Below are 16,412 nucleotides of genomic sequence, written 5' to 3'. Positions count from 1 at the left end.
CTTATCTTGTGCTACTTATATCCTTTTCCATTTAACTCCTTCTTGTGTATCCTCCAATAAAATTCCTCTTTCCTTTAATTCATCTCTGATTTCATCCGCTAATTGATAATTTTTATCTTTTCTTGCTTGAGTTCTTTTCTTAATTAATTCTAATATTTCATCTTCTAACATCTCTTCTTTTTTGGACAATATACCTAATACATTAGATAATTTCATCAAGTTATCATAGGTATATTGTATCACAATCTTTGATGATTTTTCATCAAAATTGGAATTTGTATACTTAATTATATCAAATATGCTTGCTATCGCATCCGCAGTATTTAAATCATCTTCCATACTATTAATAAAGTTTTTTATAAATACATCTATTTGTCTTTGCATCTCTTTCTCTTCTAAATTCAAATCTCTTTTTTCAACTTTAGACAATAGATACTCCAAATTATTCTTTCCGTTATACAATCTCTCTAATCCTTTTTGAGATTGCTCCATGAGTTCCCTACTGAAATTGACCGGATTTCTATAATGAGCTGATAGTATAAAAAATCTTAAAACTTCTAAATCGAATTCTTCGCTTATTTCCCTTACAGTAAAGAAGTTGAATTCAGATTTAGACATTTTTTTATTATCCACGTTTATCATAGCATTGTGCAACCAATACTTAGCAAAAGGTTTCTCGGTTAAAGTTTCTGATTGAGCAATTTCATTTTCGTGATGAGGAAATTGTAAATCCTCCCCGCCAGCATGAATATCTATGGTTTCTCCTAATATCTGTTTAGCCATTACAGAACATTCAATATGCCATCCAGGTCTACCTCTCCCCCACGGACTATTCCAAGAAGGTTCACCTTTTTTGGCTTTTTTCCAGAGAGCAAAATCCATAGGATTTTTCTTTTCTTCATTTACATCTATCCTAGCACCACTTTTTAATTCGTCTACGTTCTTTCTTGATAATTTACCATAATCCTTGGACTTTGTTATGTCAAAATACACATTTCCATTTATATTATAAGCAGCTCTTTTTTTGACCAATTCATCGACAAATTCTACTATTCTTTCAATATATTCTGTTGCTCTAGGATGTATAGTATTCTCTTCATATAAAGATAAGCCTTCTGCATCTTTTATAAATTCATCAATGTACTTATCTGCAAGGTCTTTTACTGTAGTGGGCTCCTCCTTAGCTCTGTCTATCAATTTATCATCGACATCTGTGAAGTTAACCACATATTTTACCTTGTATCCTTTATGAATTAAATATCTTCTTAAAGTATCAAATACTACAAGAGGCCTAGCATTTCCCACGTGAATATAATTATATACTGTGGGTCCACATACATATATGGTTACCTCTTCATCTTTAATTGGTTTAAACTCTTCCTTTTTTCTTGTTAAAGTATTATACAATTTCATTATAAAACCTCCTCTCTTATTTAATGCACAATACGAAATTATGCAGTCGTTCCTGCCAATTGTTTGTTGTTTTTTAATTAATGAATTGTACATTAATAAATAAACCGCCTCTAATTAAAGAGACGGTTAACCCGCGGTTCCACTCTATTTGATACATACCCACTTTACTACGTATAACGCCGTTAACCGTATGCCTTACTAATATATTCAGACGATAAGTTCAAAGGTGCATTTCAACTATAGCTTATACTTAAAGCTCTTTTCAGCCTACGAGAGCTTTTCTCTTTAAGGAGTCTATAGTTTACTTTCCCTATCATCACTCTTTTCATTCATGTATTTACATTAATTTTACTTTAAATTCATTTTGCATTCAAGTAAACTTAACATTACATATAGTTTTCTTTTACATATTTTATTCTGCTGATTATATTTTGTTTCCCCAAAAGATAGATTATACTCACTAATTCTGGTCCATGATTATTTCCAGTTAGTGCAATTCGTGTTGGCATATATAGCTTTTTGCCCTTTATGCCGGTACTTTTTTGAATCTTTTTCATTATTCCTTTAGCAAATTCTTCATCTACTTCATCGACTTTACTTAATTCTTCTTTCATAGCATTTAAAACAGTAGAAGTTTCTTCAAGCTTTAACATATTTAACGCTTCATCATCTTCAGGTTGTATTTTATTATTAAAGAAAACTTCTACCTTTTCAGTTATCTCAGAAAGATTTGATAAACCTTCCCTAACTGTTTCTACTAAAGTTTTTATCCAATCATAATTTTCTTCTATAAATTTATTATCTATATGGTCTGTTAATTTTAAATACGGGATAGACATCTTTGTAAGCTTATCTAAATCATAATTTCTTATATAATGTCCATTTACCCAATCTAATTTATCTTTATCAAATATTCCTCCTGTTTTTGACACTCTTTCGAATTTGAATTTCTCAATTAATTCTTCCATTGTAAGTAGTTCTTCATTATCTTCCGGACTCCATCCAACTAAGGCTAAATAATTTATTAAACCTTCTGGAAGATACCCTTTTCCTCTAAAGTCACCCACGGATACATCTCCATGACGTTTACTTAATTTCTTTCTTTCCTTATTAAGAACTGTAGGTAGATGAACATAGATAGGCTTATCCCATCCGAATACTTCATACAAATATACATGTTTTGGTGTTGATGGTAACCATTCTTCTCCTCTTACGATATGGGTTATTCCCATTAAATGATCATCTATTACTACTGCCATATGATAAGTAGGATACCCATCTGACTTTAATAGTACTTGATCGTCTAGATCTTCAGTGTTTATTGTTATATTACCCCTTACCATATCCTTAAACTCTATATTCTTATTTGGAGGTAATTTAAGTCTAACTACATATTCTTCACCATTGGCTATTTTTTCTTTTGCTTCTTCTAAACTTAAGCTTCTGCAAAGTCCATCATATCTAGGTATAAGCCCTTTGATTTTCTGTTCTTCTCTGACCTTGTCTAATCTTTCTTTAGTACAGAAACAATAATATGCATAGCCCTTCTCAATTAACTGATCTACATATTTTTTATATATATCTAATCTTTCAGACTGAATATATGGTCCGAATTCTCCTCTTTGAACTATCTTACCTTCTTCTAAAAATACACCTTCATCATGTTCGACACCTGCCCATTGTAAAGATTCTATTAGATTTTCAATAGCACCTTCTACATATCTAGTTCTATCAGTGTCCTCAATTCTTAAAACAAACTTACCCTTATTATGCCTTGCAAAAAGATAATTATATAAAGCAGTCCTCAGTCCACCTATATGTAGATACCCTGTTGGACTTGGCGCAAATCTTACTCTGACTTCTTTCAAAATATATCCTCCTTCCATTTTCACTTATATATTATATATTAGTTAATTTTAAGTGTAAATGTATCTATTAGCATTATTCAAATATTCTCCTAAAAAAGTCAACTATAAAATCTATTATTCTCTGTAATAATGATTTTATCTCTGTATTTTCTTCCGATATCTCATTAATTCTACCTGCAATATCACTTAGTTGATCTTTTATATGATCTATATCTAAATCTAATCTTGATATTCCTTTCATAAGTGATATTATTTCATCTATCTGCTCCTGTGTCAATTCTATAGATAAGTCTTCTGATACCTGTTTTATAACATCCTCTATAGAATTCTCATCTTTTATATTATTTTCAATTATATACATTTTCACATTATTTATAAGCTCTTGAGCCTTTTCCTTTCCTATAGTACTTCCTAATTTAGCAGTCTTAGCTATTTCTTCACTAGAAATACTTTTTTCTTCTTCTGAAATCTCTTCACCAGTAATATCTTCAAAAGCCTTTAATACCCCTGTTAAGGCTGCTGTTCCTGACGCTTTCATAGGACACGCAACAATTATCTTTGCATCCTCAATTCCTGCAGTTACACAAGCATTCTTATACATATCTTCAGTTACCCAAGTTATATTGTCTGTTTTTTCAACTGTAATGCCTTCTCCTTCTGGAAGTTTTTCAACATACACTGAAGATATAGCTTTAGATCCTATAAGACTTTCATCAATATAATCACCAAAGTATTCTCTCTCCTCTTGATTAGTAACTTCTATTACCTTAACATCTTCATTTGCACCAAAAAATTCTAGCATCTCTTGTTTCTGCTCCTGAGTTAAATCTTGTCCTAATGAAACAACTTCATTATCTGTCTTCCCAGCAAAGACTACAATGCTCGAAGAAATAATTATACTTAACAATATAATAATAGAAATAACTTTCTTCATTATTAATTCCTCCAATTTAAAATAGATTTTTAAATAGAATATCTTATTTATTTAAATATTGCAACCTTGTTAGAATTATGCTCCAACTTGATAAATATTTGTACTGTCATTTTATTCATTAATAGAACACATATCCAAGTTAATAATATCATACATATCATTTAATAAGAGAGTATAGTTATATTTAGAAATATTATACTAGTAGCATTAGGATGTCTATTACCAGCTAATTTATTAAACCTAATAGACATTGATATATGAAATGCAGATAAAAAGCAAATTGAAAATAAAGCTGTGGGTAACCCACAGCTTTATTTTCAATTTAAAGTTTAAAATCTTCTTTTTTAAACTCTTCTCTTATCCTGTCCATTATTTCATCTGTTGAAATTTCAACTTTGTCACTTTCTTTTCTTAGTGAATATTCAACTATATTTTCATTTGCCTTCTTTCCGACTGTGATCCTGATGGGAATTCCTATTAAATCCCTATCATTAAATTTAACTCCTGCTCTTTCCTTTCTGTCATCTAAAAGTACTTCTAGTCCTTCATTTACTAATTTTTTATATATCTTTTCACCTAATTCCTTTTGCTCTTCTTTCTTAGTATTTATAATTGTTATTATAACTTGATAAGGTGCAACAACTAAAGGCCAAATAATGCCATTATCATCATGATATTGCTCAACTATGGCCGCCATAGATCTAGATATTCCTACATTATAAGATCCCATCAAAAATGGTTTTTCTTTACCATTTTCATCTAGAAAAGTAGCATTTAAAGATGAGCTATACTTTATCCCAAGTTGAAGCATACTTCCTACTTCTATCCCTCTATCAATCATCAAATGTTCTCCACATTTTGGACATATATCTCCTTCTTTTATCATTAATAAATCTTCCACTACTTCACCATCAAAATCTCTATCATAGTTTGCATTTTTTATATGATAATCCGTTTGATTTCCTCCTACAATTAAATTTTTCATTTTAGTGATTCTTGAATCTATAAGAAGTCTTACATCTTCTTTTAATCCTATAGGTCCTGCAAATCCTTTTTTAGCGTTTGTTATTGTTTCAACTGTATATTCATCCGCCATTTCTAGCTCATGCTCTGGAATTCCTAGATAATTGCATAGTTTAGTTTCGTTCAATTCTCTATCTCCTGGTATCATTACTACAATAGGTTCTTCTCCAGCTGTATATATTAAAGCTTTACCAAAATTGTTTTTCCCCATCTTGAAAAATTCTTCTAAGTCTTCAATAGTTTTTGCATTTGGTGTATGAACTTTTTCCATCTCTTTTTCTTCTACGTTTTGTTGTTGGATGTTATATACTACCTTGGTCTTTTTATCTGTTGCTGCATAATCACAGTTATTACAATATGCAATTAGATCTTCTCCTGTATCTGACATAGCTATAAATTCATGAGAATTATTACCTTCCATAGCATCAAAATTATCTTCTGCTATTCTATATTTTAATTTAAGTCTTGTAAATATCTTTTCATAAGCTTTCCACATCTGCATATATGAGTTTGTCATACCTCTTTCATCTATATCAAAGCTATAGGCATCTTTCACTATAAATTCTCTGGATTTAACGACTCCAAACCTAGGCCTTTTTTCATCTATATATTTAGTCTGAATTTGATATAGATTTAAAGGCAATTGTTTATACGATTTAATCTCATCTTTAATCAAGTTCGCAAAGTATTCATCATGAGTTGGTCCGAGACAAAACTCTCTTGTATTTCTATCCTTTAATTTAAACATTTCAGGTCCAAAATTCTCCCATCTGCCAGTAGCTTCCCATAGTTCCTTTGGTTGAATAGCAGACATTAACAATTCCTGAGATCCTGTCTTATCCATTTCTTCTCTCACAATATTTTCTATCTTACGTATAACTCTATATCCAAGTGGTAGATAAGAATATATTCCTGATATAAGTTTGCGCATCATTCCTGCCCTCAATAATAACTGATGGCTTGGAATTTCTGCTTCCGCTGGTACCTCCCTCAAGGTTGGCATATACATGTTGAACATTCTCATTTTTATCCCTCCTCAAATTTCTGATATAAAAATTTATTTTTTAAACAATAAAAAAACTCTCACCTCCATATAATAGAGACGAAAGTTCTGCTTCCGTGGTACCACTCTAATAGACTTTAGCAAAAAGTCCACTCAAACAGTTTAACGCAACTAACGTTTAAGCTTATCAAGGAGGCATAGAAGCCTATCCATAATTCAGCTTAAAAACTCTAGGACGGGTTGGTATTAAGAAGGCCAGAAATCTTCCACCAAATGATTTCCTCTCTGCGACCATTAATACTTACTATTTCCTATCATAGCATAATATTTAATTATTATTAATAATACTAAATGATACACATTCTGTCAAATAATTTTGTTATTATTTTATAGGAAAAACCAAGCAAGTACTATATGCAGCAATTCCTTCTTTTCTACCTTCAAATCCTAAGTTTTCCGTAGTCGTAGCTTTAATATTGATATTTAACCTATCAGTATTTAAAACAGTTGAAATATTTTCCCTCATACTTTCTATATACGGGGCCATTTTAGGACTTTGAGCAACAATTATTGAATCAATATTTCCTATTTTATAATTTGATTCATTCATAATGTTATACACCTTTTGTAGTAATGTCATACTTGAGATATCTTTATATTGATTATCAGTATCTGGAAAGTGTTTACCAATATCACCTAACCCTAATGCACCTAAAATACTATCCATAATAGCATGTACTAAAACATCAGCATCTGAATGCCCTAATAACCCCTCTTCAAAGGGAATATTTACTCCTCCAATAATCAGCTTTCTTCCTTCTGTCAATTGATGAACATCATAACCTATTCCTATTTTCATATTCTTCCACCCTACCTAGTTTGAAAAGCAAACCTTTTATTTCTGTAAATTGTATCTCTATCCTTTAATATGGATTCCGCTATTATTAAATCCTCTGGGGTAGTTATCTTTATGTTTTCATAATTTCCCATTATAACTTTTACATTTATTCCTAATCTTTCAACTAACATACTATCATCAGTACCTACAAATTTATCTTCTATAGCTTTTCTATAGCCTTCCATAATTATTTCTTTTTTAAAACATTGCGGAGTTTGTGCTGCCCATAAAAGATCCCTTTTTGGAGTATTGTCAATATCCTTATTATTAGCAACTATTTTTATTGTATCTTTAACAGGAGTTCCTATGACGCAAGCTCCATACTTTATTGCTCCTTTTATACTATCTATAATATTTTTAACCTTTACAAAAGGTCTTGCACCATCATGAGATAATACTATATTAGTTTTTCTATCTAGTGCTAGTATTCCATTGTAAACAGATTCTTGTCTTTCTCTGCCACCTCGAACAATCTTTGATACTTTTCTAAATTTATATCTTTTAATTATTTCTTTCTTACAATAATTTATTTCATCCTCTTTTGCTACTATAATTATTTCATCTACATATTTACACTTTTCAAATTTCTCAACAGTATGAGCAAGTATAGGCTTATCATTTAGATATATGAATTGTTTATTTATTTTACTTCCCATTCTATTACTCATTCCAGCTGCTGCAATTATAACTGAGATATATTGGTTTTTATACATTTATTTCACCTCTCAAATATTATAGCATATATGGCTAAAACATTAAACATTTTACTAGTTATATTGTCCAAAAATGTAAAAATATAAAGGCCAAGTTCTGGCCTTTATATCGCTTTATCAACCAATGTTTTAGGCTTAGCAAATATCATTCTTCCTGCTGAAGTCTGCAATACGCTTGTTACTAATACATCTATAGTCTCTCCAATATGTTTTTTACCACTTTCTACTACTATCATGGTCCCATCATCCAGGTAAGCTAATCCTTGCCCAGACTCTTTACCATCCTTAATAACCTGAACTATCATTTGTTCTCCTGGTAATACTACTGGTTTGATCGCGTTAGCTAATTCATTGATATTTAAAACACTAATATTTTGAACTTCAGCTACTTTATTTAAATTATAATCATTTGTTATAATTTTGCCATTTAATAATTGAGTCAACTTTAATAATTTAGAGTCTACTTCTTTAATATCATCAAACTTTTTATCATGAATTATTACTTCTATATCTAGTTCTTTCTGTATCTTATTTAATATATCTAGTCCTCTCCTGCCTCTATTTCTCTTAAGTGAATCTGAAGAATCTGCTATATGTTGTAATTCTTCCAATACAAATTCGGGTATAATTAAAGGTCCTTCAATAAAACCAGTTTTGCATAAATCTGCTATCCTTCCATCTATAATTACACTTGTATCAAGTATCTTAGGGCAAGACTTACTTTCTGTGTCTACTTTCATTTTATCAGAACTCTTTCTAATATTACCCATTGTATTTACAATATCGCCTTTTTTCCTATTTGGGATCTTAACACCTAAATACCCAAATATTCCATACAAGATTATAGATATTACTACGCCCAAATACGGAATTTCAAGTTTATAAAAGGGTTGACTCAGTAAATAAGCAATTATCAATCCAATTATTAATCCAATAGATCCTAAAGCAATTTCAATAACTGAAACCTGTTGAAGTTCAGATTCAACTAATTGAACTAATCTCTTTCCGCCTTTTTTAATCTTTGGAGATAATAAGAAAAATATAATTCCAAAAATCAAGCTAACGCCTAAATAAAATATTAAATTTAACCAACCTCTATTTGATAGATTTATTATGTCTAATGCAATAAGTCCTGCTAGCATACCATAGCCGATTAATAACCCTATCAAGGTAATAATGCCTCGAATAATTTTATCAGCCATTAGTCCTCACCTCCTATAGTATATTTATTACCATTTAAACAAATTATATAACAAAAATCTAGTACTATTTTTTATTTCTTTTATATACAATTAACTGTTCTATCAATTAATTTTTCTGTTTCTTCTTGGTTTGAATCCACCGCTAACACAATCTCACTTACAAGCATTTGTTTAGCATTGTTAAGCATTTTTCTTTCTCCTGTAGAAAGAGTTTTTTCAGCATCTCTAAGCATCAAATTTCTAACAACAGCTGCGATCTCAAATATATCTCCAGATTTAATTTTTTCCATATTTATTCTATAACGTCTATTCCAATTTTGAGGCATTTTAGTTTTATCCCCTTTTAAGATAGTCAATACTTTTTCAAATTCCTCATTGCCAATTATCTCTCTTATCCCAATTTCCTCTATATTGTCTACAGGTATCATTACTCTCATGTCGCCTATAGGCATTCTCATTATATAATATTTCCTTTTTTCGCCTAAAATTTCTCTTTCTTCTATCCCTTCAATTACTCCTGCGCCATGCATAGGATAAACTATTTTATCTCCAATATTAAACATAATATAACCTCCTATCTCATTATCCATATGTTCTCATGTTATATTATACTATACTAGTCAATGATTGTAAAGATTATATTTTACCACATTAATATTTCAATTGTCAACTGTTTATTTCTTTTTTTATTTTTAAAATATATTGTCAGAAACATTTGACAACAACTTGTCTTAATCAGTATAATAAAATCATAACTAATAATCATTTGACAGGGGTGGAACTATATGGACACAAATTCAAATATCGTAAATATCCAAAAAGATATTAGTTGCGATGATTTTCAAGAAAAAGTAGATGATGTACTTATAAGACACAAGAGCATTTTGGATATAATAACAAAGCTAGATGAATATACTGCTAGAATAAATAGAGCAGTAATCAAATCTGTTACTACATGTGGATGTATTGAAATCAAAGCTACGCAACAAGATTACAACAAAGATTCATTAGAAGAAATAAAAAACAGTATGAAAGATCATTTAGAAGGACACTTATGTCCTAATTGTCAAGAAATACTTAATGAAGAAGTTGGAGCTTACCTTTTTTATTTATCTGCCCTCTGCAATGTTTTAGACATAAATATATCAGATGCTATGGCAAGAGAGTACGACAATATGAAAACATTAGGTATTTTTAATCTCAAATAAAACTTAAAGGCTAAGGCAATAAATTGCCTTAGCCACTTTATTGTTTTTTTAAAAATTATTTCTGATGCTTTTCAACCCTTCAATTATATTAATAGCTCTTACTTTTCCTACTCCTTCAACTATTTCTAATTGTTGGCGTGAAGCCTCTATGATTTTTTTTAAGCATCCAAATGTAAAAATTATATTTTCTAATACCTTAGGGGGGATTCTAGGAATCTTGTTTAATACTCTATACCCTTTTGGCTGTACTTTACAATCCAATGTTTCTCTACCTCTATCATATCCTAATAAATTTGCAATTAGATCCAGCTTTAATAATTGCTCAGAATCGAGCTTTTCAATTCCATCAAGCACAGTTGTATAATCTTTACATTCATTATTGATGTAATCCCTTATAAGATTAATTCTATCAGACTCAATACCATCCATCAACTCTACAGCTTGCATATCTAGCAGTCTTCCTTCTGTCCCTAACTCAGATATATACATATTGATTTCATTGCTGATTCTCCAAACTCTTTCCACCTTCTGTACCACACCACATAAGTCATAGAGTGTTACGGAATCTTTGAATTCTAAAAACGTTAAATCAACCATTGCTTTATCTAATACTTCTCTATACTTTTCTAAAGTTTTAACAGCTTGATTTGCTTTGTTTAAGATTTCGTTAATATCTTTTAAAACATATTTATAATTAGATTTATATAAAGTTATAACACGTCTTCTTTCAGATACAGCAATTACCAAGACTCCTGTTTGCTTTGCCACTTTTTCTGCAGTCTTATGCCGAGTACCAGTCTCTTTGGAAATAATATATTGACAAGGATACAGTTGTGTATTTGCATACAATAACCTTTTGCAATCACTGTCCAAAATAATTGCCCCATCCATTTTAGCTAACTCATATAGATAAGCAGGAGTATACTCACTATTGATATAAAACCCATCATAAACAATATCCAAAACTTCCTTAGTGTTCCCAACCACTATCAATGCGCCAATATTTGCATTGAGTATATTATCCAAACCTTCCCTTAATGGAGTTCCTGGGGCTACTAACTTTAAAGTTTTATATAAATCCATATAATATCCTCCAAACCCTTTTCCTGTAGATATTATATGGAATAGATGAAATTTAAATTCTATTTATAAGCTATATATTTCTGCCTAGTTAAAAATATGATCAATTACTTCTTTCAAAGTCTTTAATGATACTACATCAATATTTTTAAATTTTATATTATGTGTTAACACATTTTCTGGTATATATACTCTTCTAAATCCCATTCTATCTAATTCCTTAACCCTTGATTCTATAGAAGGAACTTTTTTTAGTTCTCCAGTAAGCCCAACATCTGCAATAAATACTATATCATTGGGTATCCCTCTCTTTTCCACAGATGAAACTATACTCATTATAATTGCCAAATTTACAGACTGTTCACTTAGTCTCAAACCTCCTGTAGTTTTAATTACCACATTTTTATCATATAGACTGATATTACCTCTTTGTTCTAATATAGATATTAAAGTACTCAGTTGATCCTTTCTCAGACATTCCCCTATTCTAGCAGGATAAGGAGTGAAGGATTGAGATACTAAACTTTCTATCTCAACTATAATTTGTCTTGAGCCTTCCTTTATAACCGATAATGCACTTCCTGGTACTATATCTCCTTCTTCTCTTTTTGTAATAAAAAATTCTGAGGGATTATCTATAGGTACCATGCCTGCATCTTCCATAGAAAATAGCCCGATTTCTCCTGTTCTTCCAAACCTATTCTTTGTTGACATTAGTGTTCTTAATTGCTCATCACTTTCTCCTTCAAGATAAATAACTGTATCAACTAAATGTTCTAATGTTCTAAGCCCAGCCATCTCATTAGCCTTGGTCATATGTCCTACCATTATAATAGCCTTTGGACTATTTTTATCTTTTGCTAAATCCACTAAAGAATTAGCACATTCAACAGTTTGAACAGGTGAGCCAGCTCTCGAACTAAATTCGCTTAACACAAAGGTTTGTATACTGTCCACGATAACTAAATCCGGGTCGATTTTTTTCACAGATTTCAACACATTATCCATATCAGTATCAGATAGTATCCAAATATTCTCTGGCATTTCATTAAATATCCTATTAGATCTATCTCTTATTTGAGTTTCACTTTCTTCACCAGAAGCATATAATACCTTATATCCTTTCTTTGCAATATCATATGATATCTCCAACAGCAAAGTGGACTTTCCCGCTCCTGGTCGAGCTGTCAAAATTGTTACAGAATCTCTTACGATACCACCACCTAGCACCCTGTTGAACTCTTCAATTCCAGTTATTATTCTTTGATTAATATTCAAATCGATATCAGATAGTTTTACCGGTGATATGTTTCTAGTGCTTTGAGTTTGACCATTATTAAAGGCATTCTTCCCCTTTTTAGCATCTACCACTACTTCTTGTATAGTATTCCACGCACCACATTGTGAACAGAATCCTGACCACTTAATGGTTTCATGGCCACATTCGGTACACCTATATATAGTCTTTTTCTTCATTTTTCCTCCTTTGACATTACACTTTTACTTTATTATATCATAAATATAAAACCAAGGTCATAATTACATTATAACCTTGGTCCATTACTTTACTCTCACATAATATTAGCATAAAACTATAACTTAGCTATATTATCTTTTTCAAATACTAATTTATTGTCTTTATAATCTATTATAATATTGTCATTCTTCGAAACATTACCTTTTAGCATTTCTTCTGCTAACTGATCTTCTATCATCTTTGTTATAGTTCTTTCAAGAGGCCTTGCCCCATATACAGGATCAAAACCTTCTTTGCTTATATAATCTATAGTATCCTCGGTAACCTTTATGTTAATGTCTAATTTATTCATCCTGTTTTCTAAATCTCCTACCATTATATTTACAATGGATTTCACATCTTCTTCTACTAATGAGTGGAATACTATCACTTCATCTACTCTATTTAAGAACTCAGGTCTGAATGTTCTTTTTAATTCATCCATTATGGTTTCTTTCATTCTTTCATATTCCTCTTTTTGTTCTTCTCCTACTGCAGTAAATCCTAATACATTTTGTTTCCTAATAGTTGTAGCTCCTACATTAGACGACATTATTATTATTGTATTTTTAAAATTAACGGTACGTCCTTTTGAATCTGTTAACCTGCCATCATCTAAAATCTGCAACAATATATTGAATACATCTGGATGAGCCTTTTCTATTTCATCAAAAAGTACGACAGAATAAGGTTTTCTTCTAACTGCTTCAGTTAATTGGCCACCTTCATCAAAACCTACATATCCTGGAGGGGAACCAATAAGTCGCGATACAGAGTGTTTTTCCATATATTCACTCATATCAATTCTTATCATTAAATCCTCATCACCAAACATCGTTTCTGCCAAAGATTTAGCTAAATAGGTTTTTCCTACTCCTGTTGGTCCTACAAATATAAATGTTCCAACAGGTTTTTTTGGATCCTTTAATCCTACTCTTGCTCTTCTAATTGCATTAGATACTGCTTTTACTGCTTGTTCTTGTCCTACCACCCTTTTATGAAGTTCTTCTTCAAGATTTAATAACCTTTGACTTTCTTCTGTAGTCATCTTATTTACTGGCACTCCAGTCCAATCAGATACAATTTTAGCTATTTCATCATATCCTAGTATCATATTGGAACTTTGTTTCTCTTGTTGCCATTTATTCTTCTCATTTTCTAATTGTTCTTTAATTCGCTTCTCTTCATCTCTAATTTGTGCTGCCTTTTCATAGTTTTGAGTACTTATAGCTCCTTCTTTTTCTTGTGACAATTCTTCTAGCTTTTCCTCTAAATCCTTTAAACCATCTGGAGCAACAAATGAGTTTATTCTCATCATAGATGCTGCCTCATCTATCAAATCTATAGCTTTATCAGGTAAAAATCTGTCTGTAATATACCTATTAGATAATTCTGCGGCAGCTTTAATGGCTTCATCAGATATCTTAACGCCATGGTGAGCTTCATATTTATCTCTCAATCCTTCAAGTATTTGAATCGTATCCTTCACAGTAGGCTCTTCTACTATTATAGGCTGGAATCTTCTCTCCAATGCAGAATCCTTTTCTATATACTTTCTGTATTCATCAATAGTAGTCGCACCTATTACTTGAAGTTCTCCTCTAGCTAAAACTGGCTTTAATATATTTGAAGCATCTATAGCACCTTCTGCTGCACCTGCTCCAACTATGGTATGAAGCTCATCAATAAATAGTATGATATCTCCATTTTCTTTTATTTCATTCATTGTTGACTTCAATCTTTCTTCGAATTCTCCTCTATACTTAGAACCTGCAAGCATACCAGGTAAGTCTAAAGTCATTACTTGCTTATCCTTTATAATCTCAGGTACTTTCCCTTCTACAATTTTTTGAGCCAGTCCTTCAGCAATAGCAGTTTTACCTACTCCAGGTTCTCCAATAAGCACAGGATTATTTTTTGTTCTTCTACTCAATACCTGGATTACTCTTTCTATCTCTTTCGATCTCCCTATAACCGGGTCTATCTTACCATCATTTGCAAGCTTAGTTAAGTCCCTTCCATATTTATCTAGATTTGGAGTTGAACCTTCACCTCGTTGTTGAAAAGGAGATTGTTTAGATTGACTTTCCGCTAACATTTTTAGCAGGCTATCTTTTAATTTTGCTATATCCACCCCTAATTTCTTTAAAATTACAATAGCAACTCCTTCATTTTCATCCAATAATCCTAACAGTATATGTTCAGTACCAATATAATTATGGCCTAATTTCCTGGCTTGCACAAAACTCAACTCAAATATTCTTTTTGTTCTAGGAGTAAATCCCATAATATCAGCATCAAAGCTTCCTCCTCCTACCGTCCTTATAACTTCTTCTCTTGTTTTTTCTAGATCAATACCTACTTTCTTTAGGGCCGTAGCTGCAACCCCTTCAGATTCTGCAATTAATCCTAATAATATATGTTCTGTACCTACATAGTCATGTCTTAATCTCTTTGCTTCTTCTTGAGCTAATAATATGGCTTTTTGAGCTCTTTCAGTAAATCTACCAAACATAGCCATGCTATCCCTCCTCTATATTTTTTCTCTTATATAATTAGCCCTAATAATATCTCTTTTTTCTTCAGTTAATTCCTTACTGGCATACCTTTGTATAGAAGCAGGTTGTATTTCAATCATTAAATTCGCTATTTTTTTGTAATCTACATCATTAATTATACCCATTTCCTTTCCTAGTCTTACATTAGAAAGATGTTTCATTGCTTCTTTTGAAGACATCTTTCTTGCATATCTCAAAGTTCCTAAAGATCTAAAAATTTTATCCTCTATCTCATTTTTTCTTTTCTCAAGTAAATTATTCCTAACATCTCTTTCTCTATTTATTATTTGATATATTACACTCTTTAATTTCCTTATTATTTCTTCTTCATTCTCTCCTAGGGTCATCTGATTAGATATTTGATATAGATCTCCTATTGCTTCAGTACCTTCTCCATAGAGGCCTCTTACAGTTAACCCTATCTTGCTAAATCCTCTAATCAAGTTATCCACATGTCCTGTAAGAGTTAGAGAAGGTATATGAACCATAGCAGAAGCTCTAAGGCCAGTACCCACATTGGTGGGACAAGCTGTTAAATATCCATATCTATCGTGATAAGCATAATCCAACGAGCTCTCTAAAAAATCATCCATTTTACTGATCAATTTCCAGCCTTCTTCAAAATTTAATCCTGGAAAAAGAACCTGCACCCTTAAATGGTCTTCTTCATTTATCATTATCGTTATGTTTTCATTATCTTTTAGCAAAAAACTACTATAGTCTGACTTCTGTAATAATCCAGGGCTGATCAAATGTTCTTCTATATATGCTACCCTTTCAACAGGTGTCAAACTATTTATCTTTAAAAATTTATAGTTGACATCATCTGATAAATCTTTCATAACATTTAATACTTCTTGAGTAAGTTTATCTGCTTCTTTGATATCCATTTTCTGTGGGAATCGATAGTTTGTCAAGTTTCTAGCAATTCTTATTCTTGTACTAACTACTACATCTTCTTCAAGGCCTGTTCCTTCAACCCATTTTACCATCCCC

Annotated in this window: 13 protein-coding genes and 2 other annotated features; of the genes, 1 reads left to right on the top strand and 12 read right to left on the bottom strand. The window is 31.1% G+C overall.

What is annotated here, in order from left to right:
* Nucleotides 1–15: 15 nt before the first annotated feature.
* The 8 genes from cysS to K8M07_RS08025 all read right to left on the bottom strand — a co-directional run bounded on the left by cysS (nucleotide 16) and on the right by K8M07_RS08025 (nucleotide 9,617).
* The gene (gene cysS, locus K8M07_RS08060) at nucleotides 16–1,413 is read right to left on the bottom strand and encodes a cysteine--tRNA ligase (protein WP_223377568.1); all 1,398 of its coding nucleotides are present in this window, start codon (nucleotides 1,411–1,413) and stop codon (nucleotides 16–18) included.
* Nucleotides 1,414–1,528: 115 nt separating this feature from the next.
* Nucleotides 1,529–1,739, bottom strand: a binding site (T-box leader).
* A gap of 60 nt (nucleotides 1,740–1,799) precedes the next feature.
* Nucleotides 1,800–3,281 (bottom strand): glutamate--tRNA ligase, encoded by a 1,482-nt coding sequence (gene gltX / locus K8M07_RS08055; RefSeq protein WP_223377567.1) that lies wholly within the window; start codon nucleotides 3,279–3,281, stop codon nucleotides 1,800–1,802.
* 73 nt (nucleotides 3,282–3,354) lie between these two features.
* Nucleotides 3,355–4,215: a DUF1002 domain-containing protein gene (locus K8M07_RS08050; RefSeq protein WP_223377565.1), complete on the bottom strand. Its 861-nt coding sequence runs from the start codon at nucleotides 4,213–4,215 to the stop codon at nucleotides 3,355–3,357.
* Between the two features lie 322 nt (nucleotides 4,216–4,537).
* Nucleotides 4,538–6,262: a proline--tRNA ligase gene (locus K8M07_RS08045; RefSeq protein WP_223377564.1), complete on the bottom strand. Its 1,725-nt coding sequence runs from the start codon at nucleotides 6,260–6,262 to the stop codon at nucleotides 4,538–4,540.
* Nucleotides 6,263–6,333: 71 nt separating this feature from the next.
* Nucleotides 6,334–6,568: a binding site (T-box leader), on the bottom strand.
* Between the two features lie 55 nt (nucleotides 6,569–6,623).
* Nucleotides 6,624–7,100, bottom strand: a complete 477-nt coding sequence (gene ispF, locus K8M07_RS08040) for a 2-C-methyl-D-erythritol 2,4-cyclodiphosphate synthase (protein ID WP_223377562.1) — start codon at nucleotides 7,098–7,100, stop codon at nucleotides 6,624–6,626.
* 11 nt (nucleotides 7,101–7,111) lie between these two features.
* Complete coding sequence (gene ispD, locus K8M07_RS08035) at nucleotides 7,112–7,852, bottom strand: 2-C-methyl-D-erythritol 4-phosphate cytidylyltransferase (RefSeq protein ID WP_223377560.1); 741 nt, start codon at nucleotides 7,850–7,852, stop codon at nucleotides 7,112–7,114.
* A 104-nt stretch (nucleotides 7,853–7,956) separates the two neighbouring features.
* Nucleotides 7,957–9,054: a PIN/TRAM domain-containing protein gene (locus K8M07_RS08030; RefSeq protein ID WP_223377558.1), complete on the bottom strand. Its 1,098-nt coding sequence runs from the start codon at nucleotides 9,052–9,054 to the stop codon at nucleotides 7,957–7,959.
* A gap of 80 nt (nucleotides 9,055–9,134) precedes the next feature.
* Nucleotides 9,135–9,617, bottom strand: coding sequence for a CarD family transcriptional regulator (locus K8M07_RS08025; RefSeq protein ID WP_223377557.1), 483 nt, complete (start codon nucleotides 9,615–9,617; stop codon nucleotides 9,135–9,137).
* Nucleotides 9,618–9,839: 222 nt separating this feature from the next.
* Here K8M07_RS08025 and K8M07_RS08020 point away from each other — a divergent pair, with 222 nt between their 5' ends.
* Nucleotides 9,840–10,262, top strand: coding sequence for a DUF1573 domain-containing protein (locus tag K8M07_RS08020; RefSeq protein ID WP_223377555.1), 423 nt, complete (start codon nucleotides 9,840–9,842; stop codon nucleotides 10,260–10,262).
* 48 nt (nucleotides 10,263–10,310) lie between these two features.
* On the opposite strand, the gene disA is transcribed toward K8M07_RS08020, so the two are convergent.
* From disA to K8M07_RS08000, 4 genes are all read right to left on the bottom strand, one after another.
* Complete coding sequence (disA, locus tag K8M07_RS08015; protein WP_223377553.1) at nucleotides 10,311–11,345, bottom strand: DNA integrity scanning diadenylate cyclase DisA; 1,035 nt, start codon at nucleotides 11,343–11,345, stop codon at nucleotides 10,311–10,313.
* Between the two features lie 84 nt (nucleotides 11,346–11,429).
* Entirely contained in the window at nucleotides 11,430–12,818 is a 1,389-nt protein-coding gene (gene radA, locus K8M07_RS08010) for a DNA repair protein RadA (RefSeq protein WP_223377551.1), read from the bottom strand.
* 116 nt (nucleotides 12,819–12,934) lie between these two features.
* Nucleotides 12,935–15,379: an ATP-dependent Clp protease ATP-binding subunit gene (locus K8M07_RS08005; RefSeq protein ID WP_223377550.1), complete on the bottom strand. Its 2,445-nt coding sequence runs from the start codon at nucleotides 15,377–15,379 to the stop codon at nucleotides 12,935–12,937.
* A gap of 12 nt (nucleotides 15,380–15,391) precedes the next feature.
* Nucleotides 15,392–16,408, bottom strand: a complete 1,017-nt coding sequence (locus tag K8M07_RS08000; RefSeq protein WP_223377548.1) for a protein arginine kinase — start codon at nucleotides 16,406–16,408, stop codon at nucleotides 15,392–15,394.
* Nucleotides 16,409–16,412: the final 4 nt, after the last annotated feature.

Origin of the sequence: Schnuerera sp. xch1, assembly GCF_019931165.1 — a bacterium.
In the GTDB taxonomy this organism is placed as follows: domain Bacteria; phylum Bacillota; class Clostridia; order Tissierellales; family Tepidimicrobiaceae; genus JAIOUP01.
This window is presented reverse-complemented; position numbering and strand designations above follow the sequence as displayed.

Coding starts and splice junctions, on each gene's coding strand:
- ispD (WP_223377560.1), bottom strand. CDS start 7,852: ATGTATAAAAACCAATATATCTCAGTTATAATTGCAGCAGCTGGAATG.
- disA (WP_223377553.1), bottom strand. CDS start 11,345: ATGGATTTATATAAAACTTTAAAGTTAGTAGCCCCAGGAACTCCATTA.
- K8M07_RS08045 (WP_223377564.1), bottom strand. CDS start 6,262: ATGAGAATGTTCAACATGTATATGCCAACCTTGAGGGAGGTACCAGCG.
- K8M07_RS08030 (WP_223377558.1), bottom strand. CDS start 9,054: ATGGCTGATAAAATTATTCGAGGCATTATTACCTTGATAGGGTTATTA.
- radA (WP_223377551.1), bottom strand. CDS start 12,818: ATGAAGAAAAAGACTATATATAGGTGTACCGAATGTGGCCATGAAACC.
- K8M07_RS08025 (WP_223377557.1), bottom strand. CDS start 9,617: ATGTTTAATATTGGAGATAAAATAGTTTATCCTATGCATGGCGCAGGA.
- cysS (WP_223377568.1), bottom strand. CDS start 1,413: ATGAAATTGTATAATACTTTAACAAGAAAAAAGGAAGAGTTTAAACCA.
- K8M07_RS08000 (WP_223377548.1), bottom strand. CDS start 16,408: ATGGTAAAATGGGTTGAAGGAACAGGCCTTGAAGAAGATGTAGTAGTT.
- K8M07_RS08050 (WP_223377565.1), bottom strand. CDS start 4,215: ATGAAGAAAGTTATTTCTATTATTATATTGTTAAGTATAATTATTTCT.
- ispF (WP_223377562.1), bottom strand. CDS start 7,100: ATGAAAATAGGAATAGGTTATGATGTTCATCAATTGACAGAAGGAAGA.
- K8M07_RS08005 (WP_223377550.1), bottom strand. CDS start 15,379: ATGGCTATGTTTGGTAGATTTACTGAAAGAGCTCAAAAAGCCATATTA.
- K8M07_RS08020 (WP_223377555.1), top strand. CDS start 9,840: ATGGACACAAATTCAAATATCGTAAATATCCAAAAAGATATTAGTTGC.